Annotated in this window: 15 protein-coding genes; 5 read left to right on the top strand and 10 right to left on the bottom strand. The window is 50.5% G+C overall.

What is annotated here, in order from left to right; genetic code table 11:
• Nucleotides 1-28: 28 nt before the first annotated feature.
• From J5A66_RS03460 to yfcE, 6 genes are all read right to left on the bottom strand, one after another.
• Nucleotides 29-2,623 carry a zinc-dependent metalloprotease gene (locus tag J5A66_RS03460; protein WP_211791060.1) on the bottom strand — a complete coding sequence of 865 codons (2,595 nt, stop codon included), beginning with the start codon at nt 2,621-2,623 and terminating at the stop codon, nt 29-31.
• A gap of 188 nt (nt 2,624-2,811) precedes the next feature.
• Nucleotides 2,812-4,236 carry a PKD-like domain-containing protein gene (locus J5A66_RS03455; RefSeq protein WP_211791059.1) on the bottom strand — a complete coding sequence of 475 codons (1,425 nt, stop codon included), beginning with the start codon at nt 4,234-4,236 and terminating at the stop codon, nt 2,812-2,814.
• A gap of 172 nt (nt 4,237-4,408) precedes the next feature.
• Nucleotides 4,409-5,125, bottom strand: coding sequence for a DUF4843 domain-containing protein (locus J5A66_RS03450; RefSeq protein WP_211791058.1), 717 nt, complete (start codon nt 5,123-5,125; stop codon nt 4,409-4,411).
• A gap of 31 nt (nt 5,126-5,156) precedes the next feature.
• Entirely contained in the window at nt 5,157-6,617 is a 1,461-nt protein-coding gene (locus J5A66_RS03445) for a RagB/SusD family nutrient uptake outer membrane protein (protein ID WP_211791057.1), read from the bottom strand.
• A gap of 23 nt (nt 6,618-6,640) precedes the next feature.
• Complete coding sequence (locus J5A66_RS03440) at nt 6,641-9,895, bottom strand: SusC/RagA family TonB-linked outer membrane protein (RefSeq protein WP_211791056.1); 3,255 nt, start codon at nt 9,893-9,895, stop codon at nt 6,641-6,643.
• Nucleotides 9,896-10,180: 285 nt separating this feature from the next.
• Nucleotides 10,181-10,720: a phosphodiesterase gene (yfcE, locus tag J5A66_RS03435; RefSeq protein ID WP_211791055.1), complete on the bottom strand. Its 540-nt coding sequence runs from the start codon at nt 10,718-10,720 to the stop codon at nt 10,181-10,183.
• Between the two features lie 522 nt (nt 10,721-11,242).
• Between yfcE and J5A66_RS03430 the strand changes: the two genes are divergently transcribed.
• Both J5A66_RS03430 and J5A66_RS03425 read left to right on the top strand, forming a co-directional pair.
• On the top strand, nt 11,243-11,386 hold the full coding sequence (locus tag J5A66_RS03430; protein WP_211791054.1) for a hypothetical protein: 144 nt from the start codon (nt 11,243-11,245) through the stop codon (nt 11,384-11,386).
• Nucleotides 11,387-11,418: 32 nt separating this feature from the next.
• Nucleotides 11,419-11,565 (top strand): hypothetical protein, encoded by a 147-nt coding sequence (locus J5A66_RS03425; RefSeq protein ID WP_211791053.1) that lies wholly within the window; start codon nt 11,419-11,421, stop codon nt 11,563-11,565.
• 778 nt (nt 11,566-12,343) lie between these two features.
• Here J5A66_RS03425 and J5A66_RS03420 read toward each other — a convergent pair.
• Genes J5A66_RS03420 through J5A66_RS03410 form a run of 3 tightly spaced genes read right to left on the bottom strand, consistent with a single transcriptional unit; the run spans nt 12,344 to nt 14,786 of the window.
• Nucleotides 12,344-13,132, bottom strand: coding sequence for a TatD family hydrolase (locus J5A66_RS03420; protein WP_211791052.1), 789 nt, complete (start codon nt 13,130-13,132; stop codon nt 12,344-12,346).
• A gap of 22 nt (nt 13,133-13,154) precedes the next feature.
• Nucleotides 13,155-14,129, bottom strand: a complete 975-nt coding sequence (locus J5A66_RS03415) for a polyprenyl synthetase family protein (RefSeq protein ID WP_211791051.1) — start codon at nt 14,127-14,129, stop codon at nt 13,155-13,157.
• A gap of 12 nt (nt 14,130-14,141) precedes the next feature.
• The gene (locus J5A66_RS03410) at nt 14,142-14,786 is read right to left on the bottom strand and encodes an energy transducer TonB (protein WP_371742869.1); all 645 of its coding nucleotides are present in this window, start codon (nt 14,784-14,786) and stop codon (nt 14,142-14,144) included.
• A gap of 188 nt (nt 14,787-14,974) precedes the next feature.
• Here J5A66_RS03410 and porQ point away from each other — a divergent pair, with 188 nt between their 5' ends.
• Both porQ and cmk read left to right on the top strand, forming a co-directional pair.
• Nucleotides 14,975-15,919: a type IX secretion system protein PorQ gene (gene porQ / locus J5A66_RS03405; protein WP_211791049.1), complete on the top strand. Its 945-nt coding sequence runs from the start codon at nt 14,975-14,977 to the stop codon at nt 15,917-15,919.
• Between the two features lie 26 nt (nt 15,920-15,945).
• Nucleotides 15,946-16,641 (top strand): (d)CMP kinase, encoded by a 696-nt coding sequence (gene cmk, locus J5A66_RS03400; protein ID WP_211791048.1) that lies wholly within the window; start codon nt 15,946-15,948, stop codon nt 16,639-16,641.
• A gap of 927 nt (nt 16,642-17,568) precedes the next feature.
• On the opposite strand, the gene J5A66_RS03395 is transcribed toward cmk, so the two are convergent.
• Nucleotides 17,569-19,140 (bottom strand): NAD(P)/FAD-dependent oxidoreductase, encoded by a 1,572-nt coding sequence (locus J5A66_RS03395; RefSeq protein ID WP_211791047.1) that lies wholly within the window; start codon nt 19,138-19,140, stop codon nt 17,569-17,571.
• Nucleotides 19,141-19,329: 189 nt separating this feature from the next.
• Between J5A66_RS03395 and thrA the strand changes: the two genes are divergently transcribed.
• Nucleotides 19,330-21,765, top strand: a complete 2,436-nt coding sequence (thrA, locus tag J5A66_RS03390; RefSeq protein ID WP_211791046.1) for a bifunctional aspartate kinase/homoserine dehydrogenase I — start codon at nt 19,330-19,332, stop codon at nt 21,763-21,765.

The raw sequence follows: 21,765 nt of genomic DNA, 5'->3' as shown, positions 1-21,765 counted from the left end.
TCAGCGGAGAGATAACGAGAGCAATGTGTCATTTTCCGTCCTCCAATGCTTTGTTCAACCTGAAGAGCAACATCTGATAATGCGATTGCGCGTCGGCGGGAAGAGAGCCTTTCAGACATTTCTCGAGCAACGGCTTGAGGCGCAACAGGGAGCTGTAGAAATAAAGTGCAGAATGGTCGAGCAGGGCGGCATCTACCGTGGGAGAGAGCGAGGCGTTAGGGTCGCCGTAAGCCGAGGAAGCGGACTCACGAGAGACGGAGGATAGGAAATGCTCTTGCAAGAAATTCTCTTTCGGAAGATTCTCCTGCAAAGAACCCTGACCCTGTAGAGCTGCCGGACCGTTTCCGCCTTGCTTGTTGGCTTTATCGACAACGGCACGCGAGTAGGTGAGGTAGGTTCGTTGCAAAACTCGTTCCTCCTGCGAGGGAGCCTTACCCTCGATGACACTTTGGAAAATGCCATTGAAGAGGTCGGCAAAATATTCTTTCTGCGTATAACTCTCGGGGACGAGGTGTGACGAGACGGCCAGGCGGGTGCGAGCTCCGAGCAGGTCGTAGCCGATGAACTCGAGCAGCTGATCGTAGTAGCTCACCGAGATAAAACCACGCCGTTCGAAATTCTTGTCGGCATAACTTTTAAAGCGTTTAGCCTGCCACAGACACCATTGCAGCGACTTGCGCTGGAGATCTTTGTCGACCACCTGATAGCGGGGTACACCCGACGAGAACTTCATATCGTTGAGCAGAATACCGCCCACGTTGCTCATCACGCGCTTGAAATAAGCGTAATGCTGCTGGGCGATGGTGAGATAGAGTTTTTCTTTGATGCGACTGTCTTCGTCGTTCTTCACCCAGTCGTAGAGATGTTTTTCTATCTGACAGAGATTGGCAATGCCGTAGTTGGCGGCGCGGAGAGCGTTATTGCCCAATGCGCCCTCTTGCACACGGGGGTCCCAACGTTGCGACGATGTGCGGAAATAGCGTAGGCGGGGATTCTTCACTCGCTGGTCGACCCACTTCTCAAGCTCGGCTGCCTCTTCCTGTGCCGACACCCGCTGGGGGTCGAAGTAGCGATAATTCCACTCGATGGCATGCTGATCGTAAACGCCAGGTGCGGTGGGCATGAGCCGAACGCCACGATCAGCAGTCTGGGCCACGTAGTTGAAGTTCACCCCCGACAGCAACGAGGCCGCAAGCCCATTGGCGTGGGTGAAAGCGGCGTTGCGAAGCGAATCGACGGGATAGGTGGAGGAGGCTCCAAAATTGTCGAGCAGTCCGAGCGAATGTCCCACCTCGCGCGCCACGAGATAAGTGAGCCCCTCGGCCAGTTGATCTGCGGGCAACTGTGATGAACGCACCGAGGCATCGGCGGCAGCCGTTCCCACAAACCGCCAGCGATGAAGCATCTGCCCCACATTGCTATAGACGAAGATAGAGGCATTGAGGATTTCGCCCGTGGTGGGGTTCACCCAAAACGAACTGGTGGGATTCTCCGAACCATTGGGCACATATCGGATGCAGGAATATAAGATATTATCGGGATCGAAGCTCGGGTCGTCCTTAGGGAAGTCTACCACCTCGAGAACGTTGCGGAATCCAGCCTTTTCAAATGTCCGATTCCACACGTCTACCCCCCGGCGAACAGGCTCTTTCCACGTCTCGGGGAAGGCGTTGTCCAGATAGAATCTGATTTTCTTCACCGGCTCGCTGCCCTTTCCCTGGGCGTAGGCCTTGAGATTGCGCGGAACGAGATGCCAGCGATGGGCCAAATAGGTGCGGCGACTTTTGGAGATGTCGTTGGCGTAGGTCATTTTCGAAGACGAAGCAATACCCACACGCGAGTCTGCCTGCCGCGGTCGCATTCTGCTCTCGGGTAGGAGCACCAGACTGTAGGTCGCACCCACCGTCGTAGGAATCTCATTAGCCACGGGGATGCTCATCAGCAGGGCCGTGAGCAGATAGTTGAAGTCGACGTTCACCACTATGTTGCCCTCAAAACTTTTGATGCTACGCACATAGGACATTTCGCTTTTTGGGGTGGTGCGGATGGCGAAATCGCCTGACTTTTGGGGCATCAGCGGGAGCATCGAGTTGGGTTTGGCTAACAAGGACGTAACGTCTACAACGACGGCCGAGCTGTCGTTGTTGTAAGCCTCGATTTTAAAGCCCATCATCACCGGATCGCGATAAGTTAGGGCCAATGCCCCGCGCAGTTCGCTGGTGGCGGTGCCGTCGTTGTAGAGCACGGCGTTGGGTGTTTTCATCACCAGACTGCTGTCTTGACGCTCGAAGTAGAAGTGCAGGGGTGCGAAGTTTTTCATACCCACGGTGACGTAGGTGGGGTCGGTCACGGAGGAGATACTTCCGCCAAGCATCATCTCTCGACCGAGGTATTTGAGGGGTATTTCGGCATAGAGTTTCCCATCGGTTTTGTGCAAGGTGATGAAAGTGCTTCGGGCTGTGTCTCGCCGTTTGTCTTTAAAAAGTCGGTCGTATCGGGTTTCTTTCTTTGCTTTTTTCTCGTCGGAGCCTTTTTTCTCATCGGCAGCTGCGACTTTTGGGCAGACGCCCCATAGTAGGGCGACGATTCCTGCCAAGCAAACCCATGTTGTTGTTCGTCTCATTTATTTTTCGATATTGTTTTGTCTGAAAACAGTTGTCGGCAGATGTCGAAAGCCTGTTTTTCTTATTTTCGAGCTGTCGTAGGGGTACGAAGCCTTGTTTTACTTCAAAAACAAAACTTCTGCAAGTGCAAAGGGAAGATTCCGGTGGAGAATCCATGACTCTACGCTTGCAGAAATTGTGTTGGAGGTTATTCGCGGAAGGCAATGCCTCGAATTCGGCCTGTAAAATGCTGCTTCTGCCACAAGAGGGTACGAGTGTCGAGGTCGTAACAGTAGATGCTACCCGGCAGCGTGCCTGAAGAGGCGTTGGTGGCTACGTAGAGACGACTATCGTCGGAGGTGATGTAGAGGTCGACGATGGTCTCGTCCGAGAGGCCGAATGTTTGAAGCGGCGCAGTGGGGAAGTTGCCGTTCGAAAGCACGTTGTAGGCGTAGAGTTTGTTGCCCGAGGTATAGTAGACGAGGTTTTTCGTGGGAGCCGACCGCACAATCGAACCTTTCTCGATGCCCGACGTCGTTGGCATGCTGCGCTGTTCTTTCACCAGGGCTGCTTGCGTGTTGGCCACGTTGTTGGGATAGAAGCCAGGGAAAAGATAGTAGAATTTGAACTTCGAGGCGACTTTGTTCCAGGTGATGAGAGCGAGGTTGCGCTCGCTGTCTACAGAGCCCATGCCGACGAGCGAATCGCCCGTAAAAATGCCCGGCAGTAGCTGGGTGGGAACTTTGGTGCTGGCCACGTTCTGACCGATGAGGCGGCCCTGAGCATTGTCAAAGAGCACGTATCCGTCGGTGTAACGCAGATCCTGACGCTTCCATGAAGCAGCGGCATCGGCCAGCGTCACCGATGAACCGAGAGCCGATTCGATGCTTGTGCCAAGATTGAAGGGCGTGGTCTCGGAGAGGGTGAGCCGGTAAGGCTTGTGGTCGACCATGAGGAGTTCTGATTTCGGGTAAGTCAGTGCACTACGCTTCATCCAAGTCAGGTTGCCTGCGGTGGTCGTGGTGTAGACCTTGGTCATGAGGTTGCCGTTGAGTTCGTAAATCACCGTCGGACTGCCCACGGCTACATACACCAGCGGCGTTTTCCCGTCGCGGGCGATGGTGAAGTCGATGGCGCGCGGGTCGGATCCGAAATCGATACCTGGATTGTTGCGTTCCAATACATCGAGGGTGAAGCTCTTCTTCGAGGTGGGCTCAGGCAGATAGGAGACGATGGTCTTCCCTGCGTTGAGGGCCAGGATATAAAGGCCGCCGACATAAGAATATTGTACGTCAAGGGCAAACTCGTAGTATTGGATGTCGTCGCCATTGCTAATTTTCAGTCGACAGGGATAGTTGCCAAATTCGGAGCAGATGTAATCGAGTTGCGGGTCGGTAGAAACCACTTTATAATTCACCTCCCATTCATACTTTATATTTTTCTGGGCATTGGTCTGCACCACCTGCGGCGCGATCTTGAGAGTGTCCCATCGGTCAAGGGTGTAGGTGGTTGCCAACGGCTGCGAGAGCGATAGCTTGGACGACGTTCCCGAGGGAGCGGTGGAGTCGTCGGTGATGCACGATTGTGCAACAAACGCCATTGCGGCGAGTACGAATATATATCTTGCTTTCATTTCTTTTTGAGTTAAATAAATAAGGATTCGAAAGAGAAGTGATGAAGTGAAGGGGATGAAAGGAGCAAAGACAATTCCTTATATGTTTGGGTCCTGACCTTATGTATCGATATTTCTAAAACTTTTGTCTTTATTCTTTTTCACTCCCTCTCACACCTTCACTCCTTCAAAACTACAATTCGTCCGGATGAGCGGCGAAATAGGCCACCACCTCTTGCACATGCATATAGAGATAGCCTTGCGCCGTTGTGTCTGTTCCGGTGAGAATCTTTCGGATTTTGTCTTCATCGCTATCATAATAAGACAGCAACTTGCGATATTTGTTCTTGGTGAAAGGTCCCAATCCCCAGTAGGTTTCCATTATCTCCCAGAAGTCGGGCTTCATAAGGATATTGTCGAATGTCACTGTCACCTTATTGCTCTCGGCAAAGCGTACACCGAGATCGTTGCTGGGAACCAGTCGCAACACAACGCGAATAGAATCGTATTTCGTTTCCGATAGTCCGGCGCGCAACAACTGTATCGGCACATAAGCTCTCTTCTCATTGGCAGGGATGTTGAACGAGGTGGCAGAAAGCACATAGTGTACACCACTCTTCGCCGTGCTCGCCGCATCTACCGACACGTTGAACGTCTGTTCTCGGTCGAGCATCCTCCCGGCCAATTGAACGGGAATATAAACCGTATGCGTAAGCGTATCGACAGGCTTCACACCAAAGGAATAGTTAATGAGCGTGTCCGAAGCATTGGCATAATAGAAATACACCTGATTGGGCGAATCGTAATAGCCGTCTTTACTATATTCGCCATCGTAATCGATATTGCTACATGCCGCCAAACCCATCAGGGCCGTGCAGGCCAGCAACGTATGTCTGAATGTTGTTCTCATAATGATTGTCTATTTCTTACAGTAGGGAAAATCACTTATTGCCATATTCGTTCTCACGTTCAGGCCAAGGCAGTATGAAAATGGCGGACGAGGGTTGGAAGGTCGTGATTCCGCGATAGTCGGTAAAGCTTCGGTTATATCGTTTTAAAGCATAAAACACCTGTCCCTCTCCCGGCATCTCGCGCATTCGTTCACGTAGCATCTCGCGTTCGAACAAATCGCGAGTAGCCACCTTCGCATCAGCAACAGGATCGAGACCACGACTGGCCCGCACAACGTCCATCAATCGTTTCGCCTCAGTCTTATTGTTATCGTAGGTGCATTCGCTTAAGATGTAATACATCTCGGGCAAACGAATCAGTGTAAGGCCCTGCAACGGATTACTCGTCACCTGAGCCTCGTTCTCAAGCAGACGTATAAACGAGTAAGTTTTGTTTCCATCGGCCGCGGTGTTCTGCCGATAATAACCCGTATAGCGCAGATCAGAACTGGAGGCAGTGAACGCGCTTGTCTCATACAAGTCTTCTGCATCGCGTCGACCCTCCATAAAGTTGCCGCGTGCTGTCGAGACAGGCAGGAACGTCGAGGCAATAGAGCTCGAAAGGGTCGTATTATACAGGCCGAAAATCAGTTCGTTCTTTGCAGGGAAACGTTTTACGTTCTCCATTGTCGTAAGTTTCTTCAATGTGAAAACACCTGTCGCGGCTATCACCTTGCGTGCATACTGCGCCGCATGCGCCGTGTCGCCCATTGCATAATATACGCGGGCCTTCGTTGCGGCCACGGCATATTTATTGAAAAACACCGCTCGCCCCGAGAGATAATCGCTCGTCGGAGTCGTCTCGACATTCACCACACTATCGTTTTCCAACAATTTCTCCGCTTCATCGAGGTCGGCGAGTATGAGTTGGAATGTTTCGTGCAATGTCTTCAGCGGTTTATTATTCAGGTCGAACTCCTTTGCATAAGGAATACCGCGTGTCGTTGCCGTACTGCGCGTATAGTCTTCGGCAAAAAGCCGAGCCACGTCGAAGTGCAGAAAGGCACGCAATCCCAAACATTCGCCTTTTATGATGCTCAGTTCTTTGTGGTTGAACTGAGGCGAAGCCACATTCTTTAATACGTTGTTGACATACGAAATGGTTTGATATTGCGTTGCCCAGATGTTGTCGATCATAGAACGCACGCCAGATTGCGTGTATTTATATTGGGTTACATTATAACTCAGATCGCTCGAATTGTCGTAACCGAACATCTGCCCAATCTGGTCGAGAAAGCCATAACTCATGTTTCCGCCATAGAGATTGGCTGTTGCCATATTACCATAAATGCCATACATCGCATTGTGATACCCTCGAATAGAGCTAAACTGTTCGTCTTCATCCACCTGTCCAGCCGGATGAACATTCAAGAAGTCACTACACGATGTAGCTACGACCATGATGCACAGACACAGTGACAAGAGGACGATATGGATTATTCTTTTCTTCATAACTTGTTCTTTTTTTATAATTCCTAAAATCCCAGTCTCACAGAGAACTCCACGCTGCGTTCATAGGGATAAGACAGTCCGCGTTCGCGCTTCACCGACGAGAGATAGAACAAGTCGTTGGCAAGCAATTCCAAGTGCAGACGTTTCAAACCGTATTTTCTTACGACCTCGAGAGGCACCTCATAGGCCAGTGTCAAACTGCCCAAGGTGAGATAATTGTTGGTCTCAACAAAGCGTGAGGTTTGCATCGGCACGCTCTCGTCGCTGATGCGTTTGTATTTTGCAGCGTTGCCCACCTCTTTCCATCTGTTGTTGAACACGCGTTCGTCGGCGTTGTATCGGGGATTCGAGCCCTCCACCTTCGATGCCAGCGTCTGATTGTACACTGCTCCGCCGAAAGAATAGCGGAAAGATGCACCCAAGGAGAACTGTTTGTACGTGAGATAGGAGCTGAGCGACCCCGTACCGAAGGGTGTCATGTCTCCAAACACCACCTTATCGTTCGCATCATAAACGTAAGTATAGCTACCATCACGTTTGATGTAGATCTCATTACCTGTCATCGGGTCGATTCCTGCCGACGGAACCACCTTCAAAGCTGTGAGCGACTGTCCTTCCTCATAAACGGGAAGTGGAGCCAGACCGCCCTCTTTCTGATTCTTTTCGTTCCGTTCGCGCAGAGCGTTACTGATTTTCTTGATCTTATTTTTATTGTAGGCATAGTTCAAACTCAGCGACCATTGCCAGTCTTTGTTTCTGATAGGGATCACGCGTGTTTGAAATTCGAAGCCCCGATTCTCTATCTCGCCCACGTTCTCAAGCGAGGTTGTCACGCCTACCGATGGTGCTTTCGTGATGTCGAGCAGCAAATTATCGGTGTTCTTTACATAGAAATCTGCCGAGAAATCCCATCTACCTTTAAACATAGTGAGGTCCAATCCAAGGTTGGTGCTCAAAGTTCGTTCCCACTTCAGGTTGGTATTGCCGATGCCCATCGGCACGGCTCCGATACCTTTTACATAATTGTAACCATTGTTATAGGTGTACATCGTCAGAGCCTGATAGGGTTCGAAAGAGATGTTACCCAAGTAACCCACGCTGGCTCTGAGCTTCAGCAGTTGAAGAGGCAGACTTTTCATCCACTTCTCGTTGTGTAGATTCCATCCTGCCCCCACACTCCAAAAGGGTGCAAAGCGGGTGTTCTTACCGAATTTCGACGACCCTTCGTATCGATAAATCAAGTCGAGAAAATATCGATTATCCCAAATCGTGTTGGCATTCACAAAGAATCCCACCCCATTATATTTGGTATCCGTTCCCGTAGGTTTGCCCGTGGCATACGAACCGGCCAGCGACGGATGGGCAATATTGTCTGTATAATAACCGATAGAGGTATAAGTGCCGCCGTCCACCGAGGTAGACTCGATGCTCGAGCCAGCCATTGCCGTAAGGAAGAGCTTCTTAGCCAAATAGCTATTATAAGAAACCATCAGCTTACCCTGATAGGTAGTAGTCTTTGTAAAGCCCTCTTTGAGTTGTCCGCGGCGCGAAACGTCGGCCACATCCCGGAGTTGCTGTGCGGAGAAGGGAGAGGTAAACACGCGTGTGTCGTATTTACTCTTCTGAATTGAGAAGTCACCATCGATGCGAAACTTCTCTCCCAGCCACAATTGCAGGGTGGTGGTATTGAGAAAGTCGAAATTATCGCCTTTATTAAAACTGCCCAGCGACGCCTCGTACAGAGGGTTAGACAAGTGATAGTTGAGCGTTGGCACCAGTGCGCCAGTCTCGTCATAGGGATTTTCATAAGGATTCTGTTTCACCCACTCTGAAAAGTCGCCGTAAGGAGAAGCTGTTGAATGCACCGAAGAAACGGTGGAAGTGTTAGAAACGAAGATTTTGCCCGAGAGATTGTACGAAAGCTTGAAGTTAGTCGACAAACGCTCGCGGCTCGAGCCCTTCATCACACCTCCATCATTGCCATAACGCACGCCCAGGTTATAGCGTGTGCGCTCATCTCCGCCGTCGATGCTGAGGCTATGCTGCTGAGAAACGGCGTTGCGGAGCGGCTTTGAAATCCAATCGGTGTTCACTCCGTCTTGAATTTGCCGGAACAAGCGGGCGTATTTCTTATCCAACTGGTATTGTTCACTCATGTCTGTAGAAGAGTATAGCCCTGCCAGTCGTTCGTATTCCAACTTCTGCGATGCATTTAACAGGTTGTAGTCGCTTAGGTCGGGTGTGGAGAGGCGCACCGTTCCGCTGTAGTTCGCTTTCAGTTTACCGCCCGTCAACGCCTTTGTCGTAATAACGATCACACCGGCCGAGGCCTTTGCGCCATACAACGCCGAGGCCGAAGCATCCTTCAGCACCGTAACGCTCTCGATATCGTTCATATCCATGTCGTAGACATAGTCTACCTTCACCTGCGAACCATCCACAACAAACACCGGCATGTTAGCCTGTCCACTGAAAGTGGCCCGTCCGCGAATGTTGATATCTGCCATTGCATTGGGGTCCGAGCCAGAAACGTTGTTCTCAAGGATGTTCATTCCCGGAACGAACGTGGCCAAACTCTTCAGCACATTCTTGGTTCCTACCGACAGTAGCTCGTCTTTCTTAATCGACACCTGCGCACCGGTAAAACTGTTTTTGTTTTTTGTGCCGTAGCCGGTCACCACAACCTCGCCTAAAACGTCGGCATCGTCGTGCATAACGAAGTTGCCTGCCGTACCGTTTTTTACCGTTTTTTCCAGTGTTTTATAGGCAATGTAGTTGAAAGTGAGGCGCACTTCCTTCTGATTGGTTTCGATTTCGTATCGTCCGTCCAGATCGGTGATGTAGCCACCATCAAATCCCTGCATGCGGATGGTTACGCCCGGCAGTGGCAACCCTTCGGCATCGGTAATCTGTCCGTAAACGCCTTTGCGGCGTTGGTTCAAACTTTTGCGCGTCACCTTCACGCTATTGTCCGTGATGACATAGGCGCACGAGACCTGATTGAGCACCTGTCCCAGCACGGCTCGCACCGGTTGGTTGGCTGCATCTATCGTTACACGGTCTGCCTGCTCCAATAGGTCTGCTTCATAAACAAACTGAAGACCTGTCTGCTTTGAAACCTCGTCGAAGAACGACTTCAGTGTGCCCTGCTTCATCATCACCGTCACCGTCATGTTGTCTACATCCTGTGCCAGCACATGCGAGCAGAACGAACCACACCACAGGATGTTCAACAACAGGAACACTCCTACACGTTTGATGAAATTTCTCTTCTGCATATCCATTATTTTAAATTTTGTTCACTTGTTTCTCTATTTCTCTACTCTTATTAGCGGTTGACGAACATCGGCAGGCTTATCTCCGAATGCCAACAATCTATCGATAAAAATACCTCAATGAGATGAAAACGGGAATAATGTTGCAAATATACGCAATTTTATAACAAAAATCAAACAAATCAGAGCTGATGATATGAGATTTAAAGAAATAAAGCTAAAAGAGACAACGGAATGCTACAAAAATCTTTCCTGCCTGCCGTTGTTCTGCATTAACAGCCGAAAGATTTATATCTTTATTTTCTTTAAAAGTGTTCCATCAGTACGGTAGACGCAGATCAAGCCGTCTTCGTAGGTGGCGAAAGTGGGGGGATTGCCGCCTTTGGGAAAGGTGATAGACCCCAAATTGCACACCACCGGGCCTGTGCCTTGTGAGAGTTCCCACAAATGGGTATGTCCGTAGAAGATGGCATCGAAGCGGCCGGGCGGCATTTTCTCCTTATTATATAGATGTCCGTGGGTGAGAAGTAGGCGTTTACCGTTGTCTACTACTAAGAGATAGTCGGCCATGATGGGAAATTGCAACAACATTTGGTCTACCTCTGCATCGCAGTTGCCACGCACGGCCACAATGTCGGCGGCCATCTCGTTGAGCCGTTGGACGATGCCCTTTGGGTCGAGCCCCTCGGGCAGACCGTTACGTGGCCCGTAATTCAAGATGTCGCCCAAGATACAAAGCAAGTCGCAGTGTTGCTCTTGATAAAAAGCCAAAGCCCGTTCCAGGCAAGGAAGCGAACCGTGAATGTCGGAAATAAGTAGATATTTCATTTTTTTCTTTTCTTTGTGGTTGGGAGTTGCCTGGCGGTACACCATATGCTGTATGCCGCAAAGATATAAAAAAAGTAGAAAGGTTGTATCGTTGAGAAGTCATTATTTGAAAAATCGAGAGGCTGCATCTCTCAAAAGAGGAAGGAAAGAAAGGAAGTCGTAAAAGGAGTAAGGAGAAAAGGAATAAGTAGTAAGGAAGGAAGTAGTAAAAGGAGTAAGGAGAAAGGGAATAAGGAGTAAAGAGAGAAGGAATAGAGATTAAGGAGGGAAAGAATAAGGAGTAAGGAAAGAAGGGATAAGGAATAAGGAGGGAAGACATAAGGAGGATGGGGAGAAGGAGAGGACTTGTGCGTAGGTTTGACTAACAAACAACCCCAACGAGGTTGGTCCGTTGGTAGAGCAGGGTTGGCGAGTGAAACGAGCCTACCCTGTCTACGACGTGAAAAAAGAAAACAAGGCCGTAGGTCTTGGTCTCTCCCCTATAGCATAGTGATTGCCACATTGACAACTTATTCAGAACAGATGCCAAACACCCCTCGTGCTAACAACCGCGTAGCGGTTGGTCTGTTGGTAGAGCAGGGTTGGCGAGTGAAACGAGCCTACCCTGTCTACGACGTGAAAAAAGAAAACAAGGCCGTAGGTCTTGGTCTCTCCCCTACCGCATAGTGATTGCCACATTGACAACTTATTCAGAACAGATGCCAAACACCCCTCGTGCTAACAACCGCGTAGCGGTTGGTCTGTTGGTAGAGCAGGGTTGGCGAGTGAAACGAGCCTACCCTGTCTACGGCGTGCAAAGAGAAAACAAGGCCGTAGGTCTTGGTCTGTTTGATTCCCTTAAGTGAGGCGGGTCGGGGAGAAGTTTTGATCTCCTGAGTTAAAGGACTTTTTTATGAAAACAGACCAACCCCGTTGGGGTTGTTATGGGTGGATGCCGCTTAAACAGGGTAGGCTCGTTTCACTCGCCAACCCTGCTCTACCAACGGACCAACCCTTACAGGGTTGTTTGTGCAAGAGTAGTTAAGAATAATCCCGAGCAGACCAGGCAACAGACCAACCTCGTTGGGGTTGTTTGTTAGTTAAACCTACGCACAATTCCTCTCCTTGCTACGCACAATTCCTCCCCTTATTACTCACTCCTTCCCTCCTTACCCCTCACTCCTTATGCCTTCCCTCCTTATTCCTTATGCCTTCTCCTCTCACTCCTCTTCCTTCGTATACGCTTTCATATCTTTCTGAAAATCAGATGTTTATAAAGCGATTTCCAAAAGCTAAGAAAACAGGATGCAAAAGCTAAGAAAACGATGCGTAAAAGCTAAGAAAATGGAGTGCAAAAGCTAAGAGATAGAGGAGGAAAGAGCGAAAGAAAGCATTGCCCATTGAGAATTGTTCATTGTCAATGAAGCGAATAGAGACTCAATGAAAGAGAATTAATCCTTGGCAATGAAGCGAATAGAGGTTCAATAAAAGAGAACTAATCCTTGACAAGGAAGCGAATAGAGGCTCAATAAAAGAGAACTAATCCTTGACAATAAAGAGCATAATGGCTCAATAAAAGAGAACTAATCCTTGGCAATGAAGCAAATGGAGACTCCATGAAAGAGAACCGATCATTGTCGATGATCAGTTCTCAATCGTCAATTGTCCCAACACGCGTTGTGCGTTTTCGGTGGTTTGCCGGGCTATTTCCTCTATTGAAATACCGTAAACATCGGCCATTTTCTGGACGACATACACCAAAAAAGCACTCTCATTGCGTTTTCCGCGCATAGGAACGGGGGCCATATACGGGCCGTCGGTTTCGAGAACGATGCGCGAAAGCGGCACGTGGGGCAACACTTCGGGCAGGTGCGACTTTTTAAAGGTGAGCACTCCGCCGATGCCTAACACAAAATTGTCGAACTGAAGAAAGGCTTCGGCCTCCTTTTCGTTGCCCGTAAAACAATGAAAAACACCGCCGGGAAGGTCTTTTTCATACTGTTTGAGGATGTGCACCATCTCGTTTTGTCCCTTGCGACAGTGGATCATCAGGGGCAACCGGTGCTCTATCGACCAGCCTACTTGCTCTTCGAAGGCGACCAATTGCTCGCGTTCGAAATCCCTACTCCAATAAAAATCCAGCCCAACTTCACCTACGGCGATGAAAGGATGTGGCCCCAGGAGGTGCCGTTTCATGGTGGCGAGCACCTCTTGGAAGTCTGCTTTCACCTCTTCGGGGTGCAGTCCGAGCATGGGATAGGCATAAGAAGGGTAGCAGCGGGCAATCTCTTGTGCGGCAATGGCCGATTTTTCGTCAATGGCCGGGATAAAGATCCGCGTCACACCGGCGGCCTGTGCCCGCGAAATCACTTGCGGGAGGTCTTCGCGATAGTCGTCGGCATCAAGATGAATATGCGTATCGATGATGTTCATGAGTAGCGAAGGTTGAGAGGATTCAATACTTACGGTTCATCATTCTGGCGGCATAGGCCATGAGTTCCGTCTTCCGTTCGGGTGCAACCGATACGGCATCGAGATATTTCTGACTGCATTCAAAATAGTGGGCAATCTTCTCTTCGGCCATCTTGTCTATACCTATTATATTATATAGATGGGTGACGGCGGCCACTTTCTCGGCAGGATCGAACGTTTTCAGCTCTATCCAGTGGGCGAGTTCGGCTCGTTGCGCCTCGTCGGCTCTATTGAAAGCGTTGATAAGCATGTAGGTTTTTTTATTGCAGACAATGTCTCCGCCAATAGATTTGCCAAACAATCGACTGTCACCATAGACGTCGAGGAAATCGTCTTGAAGCTGAAACGCCAGTCCGATTTGCTCTCCAAACTTATAAAGAAGATCGGCATCGGCAGGCGAAGCGTCGGCCAACAAAGCCCCCATCTTCAGTGCACAGGCCAGCAAGACACTGGTTTTGAGGCGGATCATCTCGATGTATTCTTCCTCGGTCACGTCGTTTCGGTGTTCGAAATCCATGTCATACTGTTGCCCTTCGCCAATCTCAAGAGCCGTTTCGGTGAAGAGCTGCATCACGGCAGGCAGCTTTTCGACAGGACATTGGGCCACATAACGATAGGCCAGGACGAGCATCGAGTCGCCCGAAAGGATGGCTGTGTTGGCATTCCAGCGTTTGTGTACGGTGGGTTGACCCCTTCTCAAATCGGCATGATCCATCAAATCGTCGTGCAGAAGGGTGTAGTTGTGATACGTTTCCAGTCCGCAGGCCGGAGCAAGAATGCGCTCCGGATCGTCTTGAAACAAGTTGTAGCCCAGCAACATCAATGTGGGTCGAATGCGTTTACCGCCGATAGAAAGCACGTAGCGGATGGGTTCGTAGAGCGAAACGGGCTTGCGGTTGTAGGGCAAGCTGTCGATGTAGGCATTGATGAGGGAGAGAATTTGGTCGGCTGAGCGCATATCGATTTGTTTTTAGAGTTTAAACACAATGGGAATGGCAAAGAGGGTGCGACAGGGTTTGCCATTGTCTATTCCGGGTTTCCACTTCGGCATGAGGCTCACCACACGCAGAGCCTCGGCGTCGAGCAGAGGGTTCACCGCCTTGGCCACCCTTGTTTCGGTAATGCTTCCATCCTTATTGACGATGAAAGAGACGACAACCTTGCCCTGAATGCCCTGTTGTTGAGCAGCAGGAGGATATTTCAGGGTGCGTTGCAACCACTTCATGAAGGCTACAATTCCACCGGGATACTCCGGCAATTGCTGCACAATGCGAAAGTCTTTGGGCTGATTGTCGTCGCCGGGTGTGGGCGGCGGGATGGGCGGAACAGGCAAGTCGGTTTTTGTTTCAGGGGTTCCGTTACCCTCATTCTGCTCGTCGGTGTTCTGATTCACCTGGTCGGGTAGGTCTACAGTGGTTTCAACCGCTTTTATTTGACTGGTAATGGCGGGAGAAGCAGTGGGGTGAGCGGCGGCAATCATGTCGTTTTTCTCGATGTCGGGCAGCACTTCCATGTCCTCGAAAAGATCTTCAGGAGGATCGTCTTCTTCTGAAAAGGCGGGCGGACGGTTGTTGTATTCCAATCCTACAAAGAGTAACGAAAGTACAAGAATCAAACCAAGCAAATAGTTTGTTATTCGCCTGTTCTCCAAATTTGCCTTATTTGACTTCTTGATTTCCAACCTGTCGACTATTGAGATACGAAAGTTTGCCGTTTCATGTGAGATGAAAGCCAAATCAAGCACAAATTTAATAGAGATCTTGGAAAAAGATGTAACTTTGTGGATAAATATAAAAGAATTTGATGAAAAAAGCATTCTTTGTCTTTCTGTTTGCCCTTTGTGCAGCCACATCAAGGGCGCAGGAAAGCCAAAACGTATATAACTTTCTGCGATTGCCCGTGAGTGCGCACGCTGCGGCTTTGGGAGGAGACAACATTTCGCTGGTGGAAGACGACGAAACGCTGATTTTCCACAATCCGGCTCTGCTCTCTACCGTGAGCGACAAGACACTCAACCTGAATTATATGAATTATATGTCGGGGGTCAACACGGCGAGTGCGGCCTTCAACAGGGTGTACCGGGAGCGCACGTCGTTTGCCCTTTCGGCGCAATACGTCGACTACGGGAAGATGAAAGAGGTAGATGCGAATAATGTTCAGACGGGCGAATTCAGTGCGAAAGACATCGCACTGACGGGCTATCTCTCCTATCTACTCACCGACAAACTGGCGGGTGGCATCGCGGCAAGGTTCATCACGTCGTACATCGGGCATCAACATTCCATCGCAATGGGGGTAGACCTGGGACTGAACTACGACGATGAAGACCGGGAATGGTCGGTTTCGCTGGTGGCAAAGAACCTCGGTGGACAACTCAAAGCCTACAACGAACAATATGAACGATTGCCGGTGGACGTGCAATTGGGTATGAGCAAACGCGTGAAACACACGCCGTTCCGGCTGTCGGCTACGCTCGTCGACCTCCATCATTGGAACTATGCTCTGCTGCGACATCTCGTTGCCGGTTGCGATGTTCTGCTTTCGCAAACGATATGGGTGGGCGTGGGTTACAATTTCCGCCGGGCACACGAGATGAAAGTAGGCAATGGCGTGAACAACAGCAGCAGAGGGGCGGGCCTTTCATTAGGAGCGGGTTTGAATTTGGAGCGTTTCAAACTCCAATTGGCCTACGGGAAATATCATGTTTCCAGTTCGTCGCTCGTGGTGAATCTGGCCTATACGCTATGATATCGTTACATTTTAAAGTCAAGCACATGAAGAAAATCATCATCGCCATCGACGGATTCTCGTCTTGCGGCAAAAGCACCATGGCCAAAGAGTTGGCTAAGGAAATCGGATATATCTATGTAGACACGGGTGCCATGTATCGTTCGGTAACGCTGTTTGCCTTGCGGGCCGGATTGTTTGACGCCGATGGGAACATCCAACGAGAAGAACTGCGAGATAGGATGCATGAAATCGACATCTCTTTCCGGCTTAACCCCGACACGAAACGCCCCGAAACTTTTCTCAACGGCGAAAATGTGGAACGGGAGATACGGTCGATGGAAGTGTCGGAGCGGGTGAGTCCGATTGCCGCGGTCGACTTTGTGCGGGCTGCTTTAGTGGCTCAACAACAGCGAATGGGTCGTGAAAAGGGACTCGTCATGGACGGACGCGACATCGGAACGGTGGTGTTCCCACAGGCTGAACTCAAGATTTTTGTCACTGCCACGGCCGAAGTGCGCGCCCAGCGACGTTTCGACGAACTACAGGAGAAGGGTATGCCGGCCTGCTACGACGAGATTCTAAGAAACGTACAGGAACGAGACTACATCGATAGTCACCGCGAAGTGAGTCCGCTTCGCAAGGCTGCCGATGCCATCGAGCTCGACAATAGTCATCTCACCCTGGCCCAACAACAAGAATGGCTCAGACAACGCTACCTTGAAGCAGTGGGCAGCGTGTAGACAAAAAAGATAAAAACGCAGTAATGATCAAACAGAACAAAAAATAAGAACAAACCTGCGACTTTGTGCAAAACGTATCACAAAAAGCATTAATTATCGATGTGCCTCACATCTTTTCGTACAAGAAAATTTGTTCTTTCTGTTTTTCTTCTCTATCTTTGCACGCAGACATTCCCCATTGCTGTGGGATATGGAAAGAAAAACTGGTAGTGTTATATAAATAAGGAATTGTAAGATCCTAATTGTCAGTAAAAATAGATTATAAATTTTGAGTTAATTACTGTTTTTGGAGGAGATTCTTCGTGATGAAGGGGCTCCTTTTTTGTACCCTATTTGGCAGAACGAAAAGATTATGTTGCCTTTGCCGTCGTGAAATTAGACCGTTAGTTTTTCCCCTCTTATTAAGAAGGCGGAACCTACATGGGTTGCGCCTTTCACATGAATATAGGATGTTACTGAGTCGCTCAGTAACGCCGCGGAGACAAAAATGATGAAATTGAGCCGCTCAGTAACGCCACGGAGGCAAAAATGATGAAATTGAGCCGCTCAGTAACGCCGCGGAGACGAAAATGATGAAATTGAGTCGCTCAGTAACGCCGCGGAGACAAAAATGATGAAATTGAGTCGCTCAGTAACGCCGCGGAGACAAAAATGATGTTACTGAACTGTTCAAAACCACCGCGGAGGCAAAAATGGTGCTACTGAACTGTTCAAAACCATCAGGGAGACCAAAATGGTGCTACTGAACTGTTCAAAACCATCAGGGAGACAAAAATGGTGCTACTGAACTGTTCAAAACCGCCAGGGAGGCAAAAATGGTGCTACTGAACTGTTCAGTAACGCCAGGGAGACAAAAACGGTGCTACTGAACTGTTCAGTAGCACCGTTATTCAAATTTCAGTCCACGCCCGAAAACGGGAAGCCGCACTAAAGAAGACGGGCCATGTATTGGGCGCACATTTCGGCACATCGCTCACCATCGATTCCGGCCGAGACGATGCCGCCGGCATATCCGGCTCCTTCGCCACAGGGGAAGAGCCCTTCGAGAGTGGTGTGCTGGAGCGTGTCGCGATGGCGGGTGATTCGCACCGGCGAGGATGTGCGGCTCTCTGTGGCAATCAGTACGGCCTCGTTGGTGAGGAAGCCGTGGCTCGTTTTTCCGAACCGGCGAAAGCCGTCTTGCAAACGCCGAACGATGCCGCCGGGCATCCAGAAGTGCAGCGGACTGGAAATCAGTCCCGGACTGTAGCTGCTCTTGGGCAGATCGTAGCTGAGGCGGTTGTTCACAAAGTCGGCCATGCGTTGCGCCGGAGCCGTTTGCCGGCGGTTGCCTTGCAGCCAGCAGTTGCGTTCGATCTCTTCTTGATAGTGCATCACGCGGAGCACATCATCGCCTTCGATGTCTTCGGGCCTCACCTCAACCACCATGCCGCTGTTCGACCATTTAGATCCCCGATTGCTGGGACTCATGCCGTTGACGACAATCTGTTGTCTCTCGGTAGCGGCGGGGATGACGAATCCGCCGGGGCACATGCAGAAGGAGTAGACGCCCCGTCCCTCGGATTGGGCTACGAAACTGTATTCTGCCGCCGGCAGATACCGCCCCCGTCCGTGCGGGTTGTGATACTGGATGCGGTCGATGAGCTCTGCCGGGTGTTCCAAGCGCACGCCGATGGCCAGGGCTTTGGCTTCGATTTCGATCTTTGCCTGCGCCAGATAGCTGTACACATCCCGGGCACTATGGCCGGTGGCGAGAATGACGGGGCCGCGGAAGATGCGCTCGGCGCCTGTCTCGACATCAATGGCTTGTATGCCGACGACCCTTCCGGCCTCAAGGATGAGCGAGGTCATCTTGGTACGGAAGTGCACCTCTCCGCCACTCTGAAGGAGGGTGTGGCGCATGGCCTCGATCACTTTCGGCAGTTTATCGGTGCCGATGTGCGGATGGGCGTCGGCAAGAATCGAGGTCGAGGCACCGTGCTGACAGAAGACGTTGAGGATTTTCTCCACGCTCCCCCGCTTCTTGCTGCGGGTGTAGAGTTTGCCATCCGAGTAGGCTCCGGCTCCCCCCTCGCCAAAACAGTAGTTGCTCTCAGGGTCAACGCGCTGTTCTCGGGTGATGAGCGAGAGGTCGCGGTGTCGCTCCTGCACGCATTTGCCTCGCTCGATGACGATGGGGCGCAGGCCCAGTTCTACGAGCTTGAGAGCGGCGAATAGTCCGCCGGGACCTGCCCCGACGACAATCGCCTGCGGCCGATCCGCTACCTGCGGATAGTGCACCGGTAGAAACTCGGGGTCGACGGGCATCTCGTTGACAAACACCCGCACAGAGAGATTGACGTAGACCGTGCGCTGGCGAGCGTCGATGCTGCGCCTCAGGATGCGCACCTGATGGATCGTGCGCACATCCAACCCCTTGTCGCGGGCAATAAAATCTCGTAAAGACTCTTCGTTGGCTGCCTGCTGGGGCAGAACTCTCAACTGATATTCGTAGATCATTCTGTTGGGATTATAACATTGAACAAAACTCAGGTTGCAGATAACAACTCGTCAGTATTTAGGTGCAAAAATAAGCATTTGCCAGCGTTATCTGTTGGCATTATCGGCCTTTCTTCATATTTTTGCAGCGAAGTTTTGTTTTCCCCCCGTCCGTTTCGGGGCAACATAATATTAAATACACCCAAAGGAATGAAAGTATTAAAATTTGGCGGAACATCTGTAGGTTCCGTAAAAAGCATTCTATGCTTAAAAAGAATCGTAGAAAACGAGGCCAAACGCCAACCCGTGATTGTCGTGGTGAGTGCACTGGGCGGCATTACCGATCAACTGCTCGCCACATCGCGTCTGGCCGTAGAGGGAAACGAGGGATGGAAGGCGGCATTCGACGAAATGATCACCCGTCACCATCAGATGATAGATACCATCATCACCGATACGACGGCCCGCGAACAACTTTTTCAAACCGTAGACGCTCTCTTCGATCAGCTGCGTAGCATCTATTTCGGCGTCTATCTCATACACGACCTGAGTGGAAAAACACAAGACGCCATCGTAAGCTATGGCGAACGGCTCAGCTCCAACATCGTTGCTACCCTGATTAGAGGGGCCAAATGGATGGACGCAAGAGATTTTATCAAGACCCAACGCAAAAACCATCAACACGTTCTGGATAGCGAACTCACCAACAAATTGGTTGAAGACGCTTTCGATCCGTTGCCGCGCATCTCGCTCGTGCCGGGCTTCATCAGCAGAGACGAGGATACCGACGAGACAACCAACCTGGGGCGAGGCGGGTCAGATTATACGGCGGCCATTCTGGCTGCAGCTCTGGATGCCGAGGTGCTGGAGATTTGGACCGACGTAGACGGATTCATGACCGCCGACCCACGCATCATCAAAACGGCTTATACCATTAACGAACTCAGCTACATCGAGGCCATGGAGCTTTGCAACTTCGGTGCCAAGGTGATTTATCCGCCCACCATCTATCCGGTGTGCGTAAAAAACATTCCCATCAAGGTGAAAAACACCTTTCACCCCGACAGAGCGGGCACGATCATCAAACAAAAGGCGGCCGAAAGCGATAAACCCATACGCGGCATCTCCAGCATCGGCGGTACGGCTCTCATCACCGTTACCGGACTGTCGATGGTGGGCGTCATTGGCGTGAACCGTCGCATCTTCACCGCCTTGGCCAACAACGGCATCTCTGTGTTTCTTGTGAGTCAGGCCTCTTCGGAGAATTCAACTTCTATCGGCGTACGCGAAGAGGATGTAGAGGCGGCCGTTGCTGTGCTCGACAGCGAATTCTCAAAAGAGATAGAAACCGGTGCGATGTTCCCGATGCATGCCGAAAGCGGACTGGCTACCGTAGCCATCGTTGGCGAAAATATGAAGCATACGCCGGGAATCGCCGGGAAACTCTTCGGGGTTCTGGGGCGGTCGGGCATCAGTGTGATAGCCTGCGCACAGGGAGCGTCGGAAACCAATATATCATTTGTGGTAGATGCGCAGTATCTGAGGAAATCACTGAACGTGATTCACGATTCTTTCTTCCTCTCCGAATATAAGGAGCTCAACCTCTTTGTCTGCGGAATCGGTACCGTGGGCGGAAAGTTACTCGAACAGATCAAAACTCAAGCCGAGGAGCTGCGCGAGCATTCGCGACTGAAACTGCGAGTGGTAGGCATCGCCAGTTCGAAAAATATGCTTTTCGATCGCAATGGCATCAACCTCGACACCTATCCCGAGGAATTGAAAAAGGCCGACAAGTGTACACCGGATAGTTTGCGAAGGGAAATCATCGAAATGAATATCTTCAATAGCGTCTTCGTAGACTGCACAGCCAGCAAAGAGATTTCAGAGCTCTACCAATCCTTCCTCGACCATAATATCAGCATTGTCACTGCCAATAAGATTGCCGCCTCGTCGGCCTACGAAAAGTACGAACAACTGAAACAAACGGCTCTGGCGCGTGGTATCAAGTTTAAATATGAAACAAACGTAGGAGCCGGCTTACCCATCATCGGCACCATCAACGACCTGCGCAACTCAGGCGATCACATTCTCAAGATAGAAGCCGTATTGAGCGGTACGCTCAACTTCATCTTCAACGAGCTTTCGGCCACTGTCCCTTTCTCCGAAACGGTGCGAAAGGCCAAGATCGAAGGTTACAGCGAACCCGATCCACGAATCGACCTCAGTGGGACGGATGTGGTGAGAAAACTGGTGATTCTCACACGAGAAGCCGGCTATCGGGCAGAACAGGAGGAGGTGGAGAAGCAACTCTTCGTTCCCGACAGTTATTTCAAAGGAACGCAGGAAGAATTTTGGGCGCGCCTCCCACTTCTCGATGCCGAATTCGAAGCTAAACGCAAAAAACTGGAGGAAGAAAGTAAGCGATGGCGATTTGTTGCCACCATGAACCACGGGCAAATGGTCGTTGCCTTGAAAGCCGTTGGCAAAAATCATCCGTTCTACAACCTCGAAGGCTCGAACAATATCGTGCTACTCACCACCGAACGCTATCGGGAATATCCCATGCAGATACAAGGTTATGGAGCGGGAGCCAGCGTAACAGCCGCCGGAGTGTTCGCCAATATTATGAGCATTGCCAATATTTAA

This window comes from Prevotella sp. oral taxon 475, from assembly GCF_018127805.1.
Classification (GTDB): Bacteria; Bacteroidota; Bacteroidia; order Bacteroidales; family Bacteroidaceae; genus Prevotella.
Note: the sequence above shows the minus strand (reverse complement) of the source record. Positions and strands in the feature narration are given on the sequence as shown.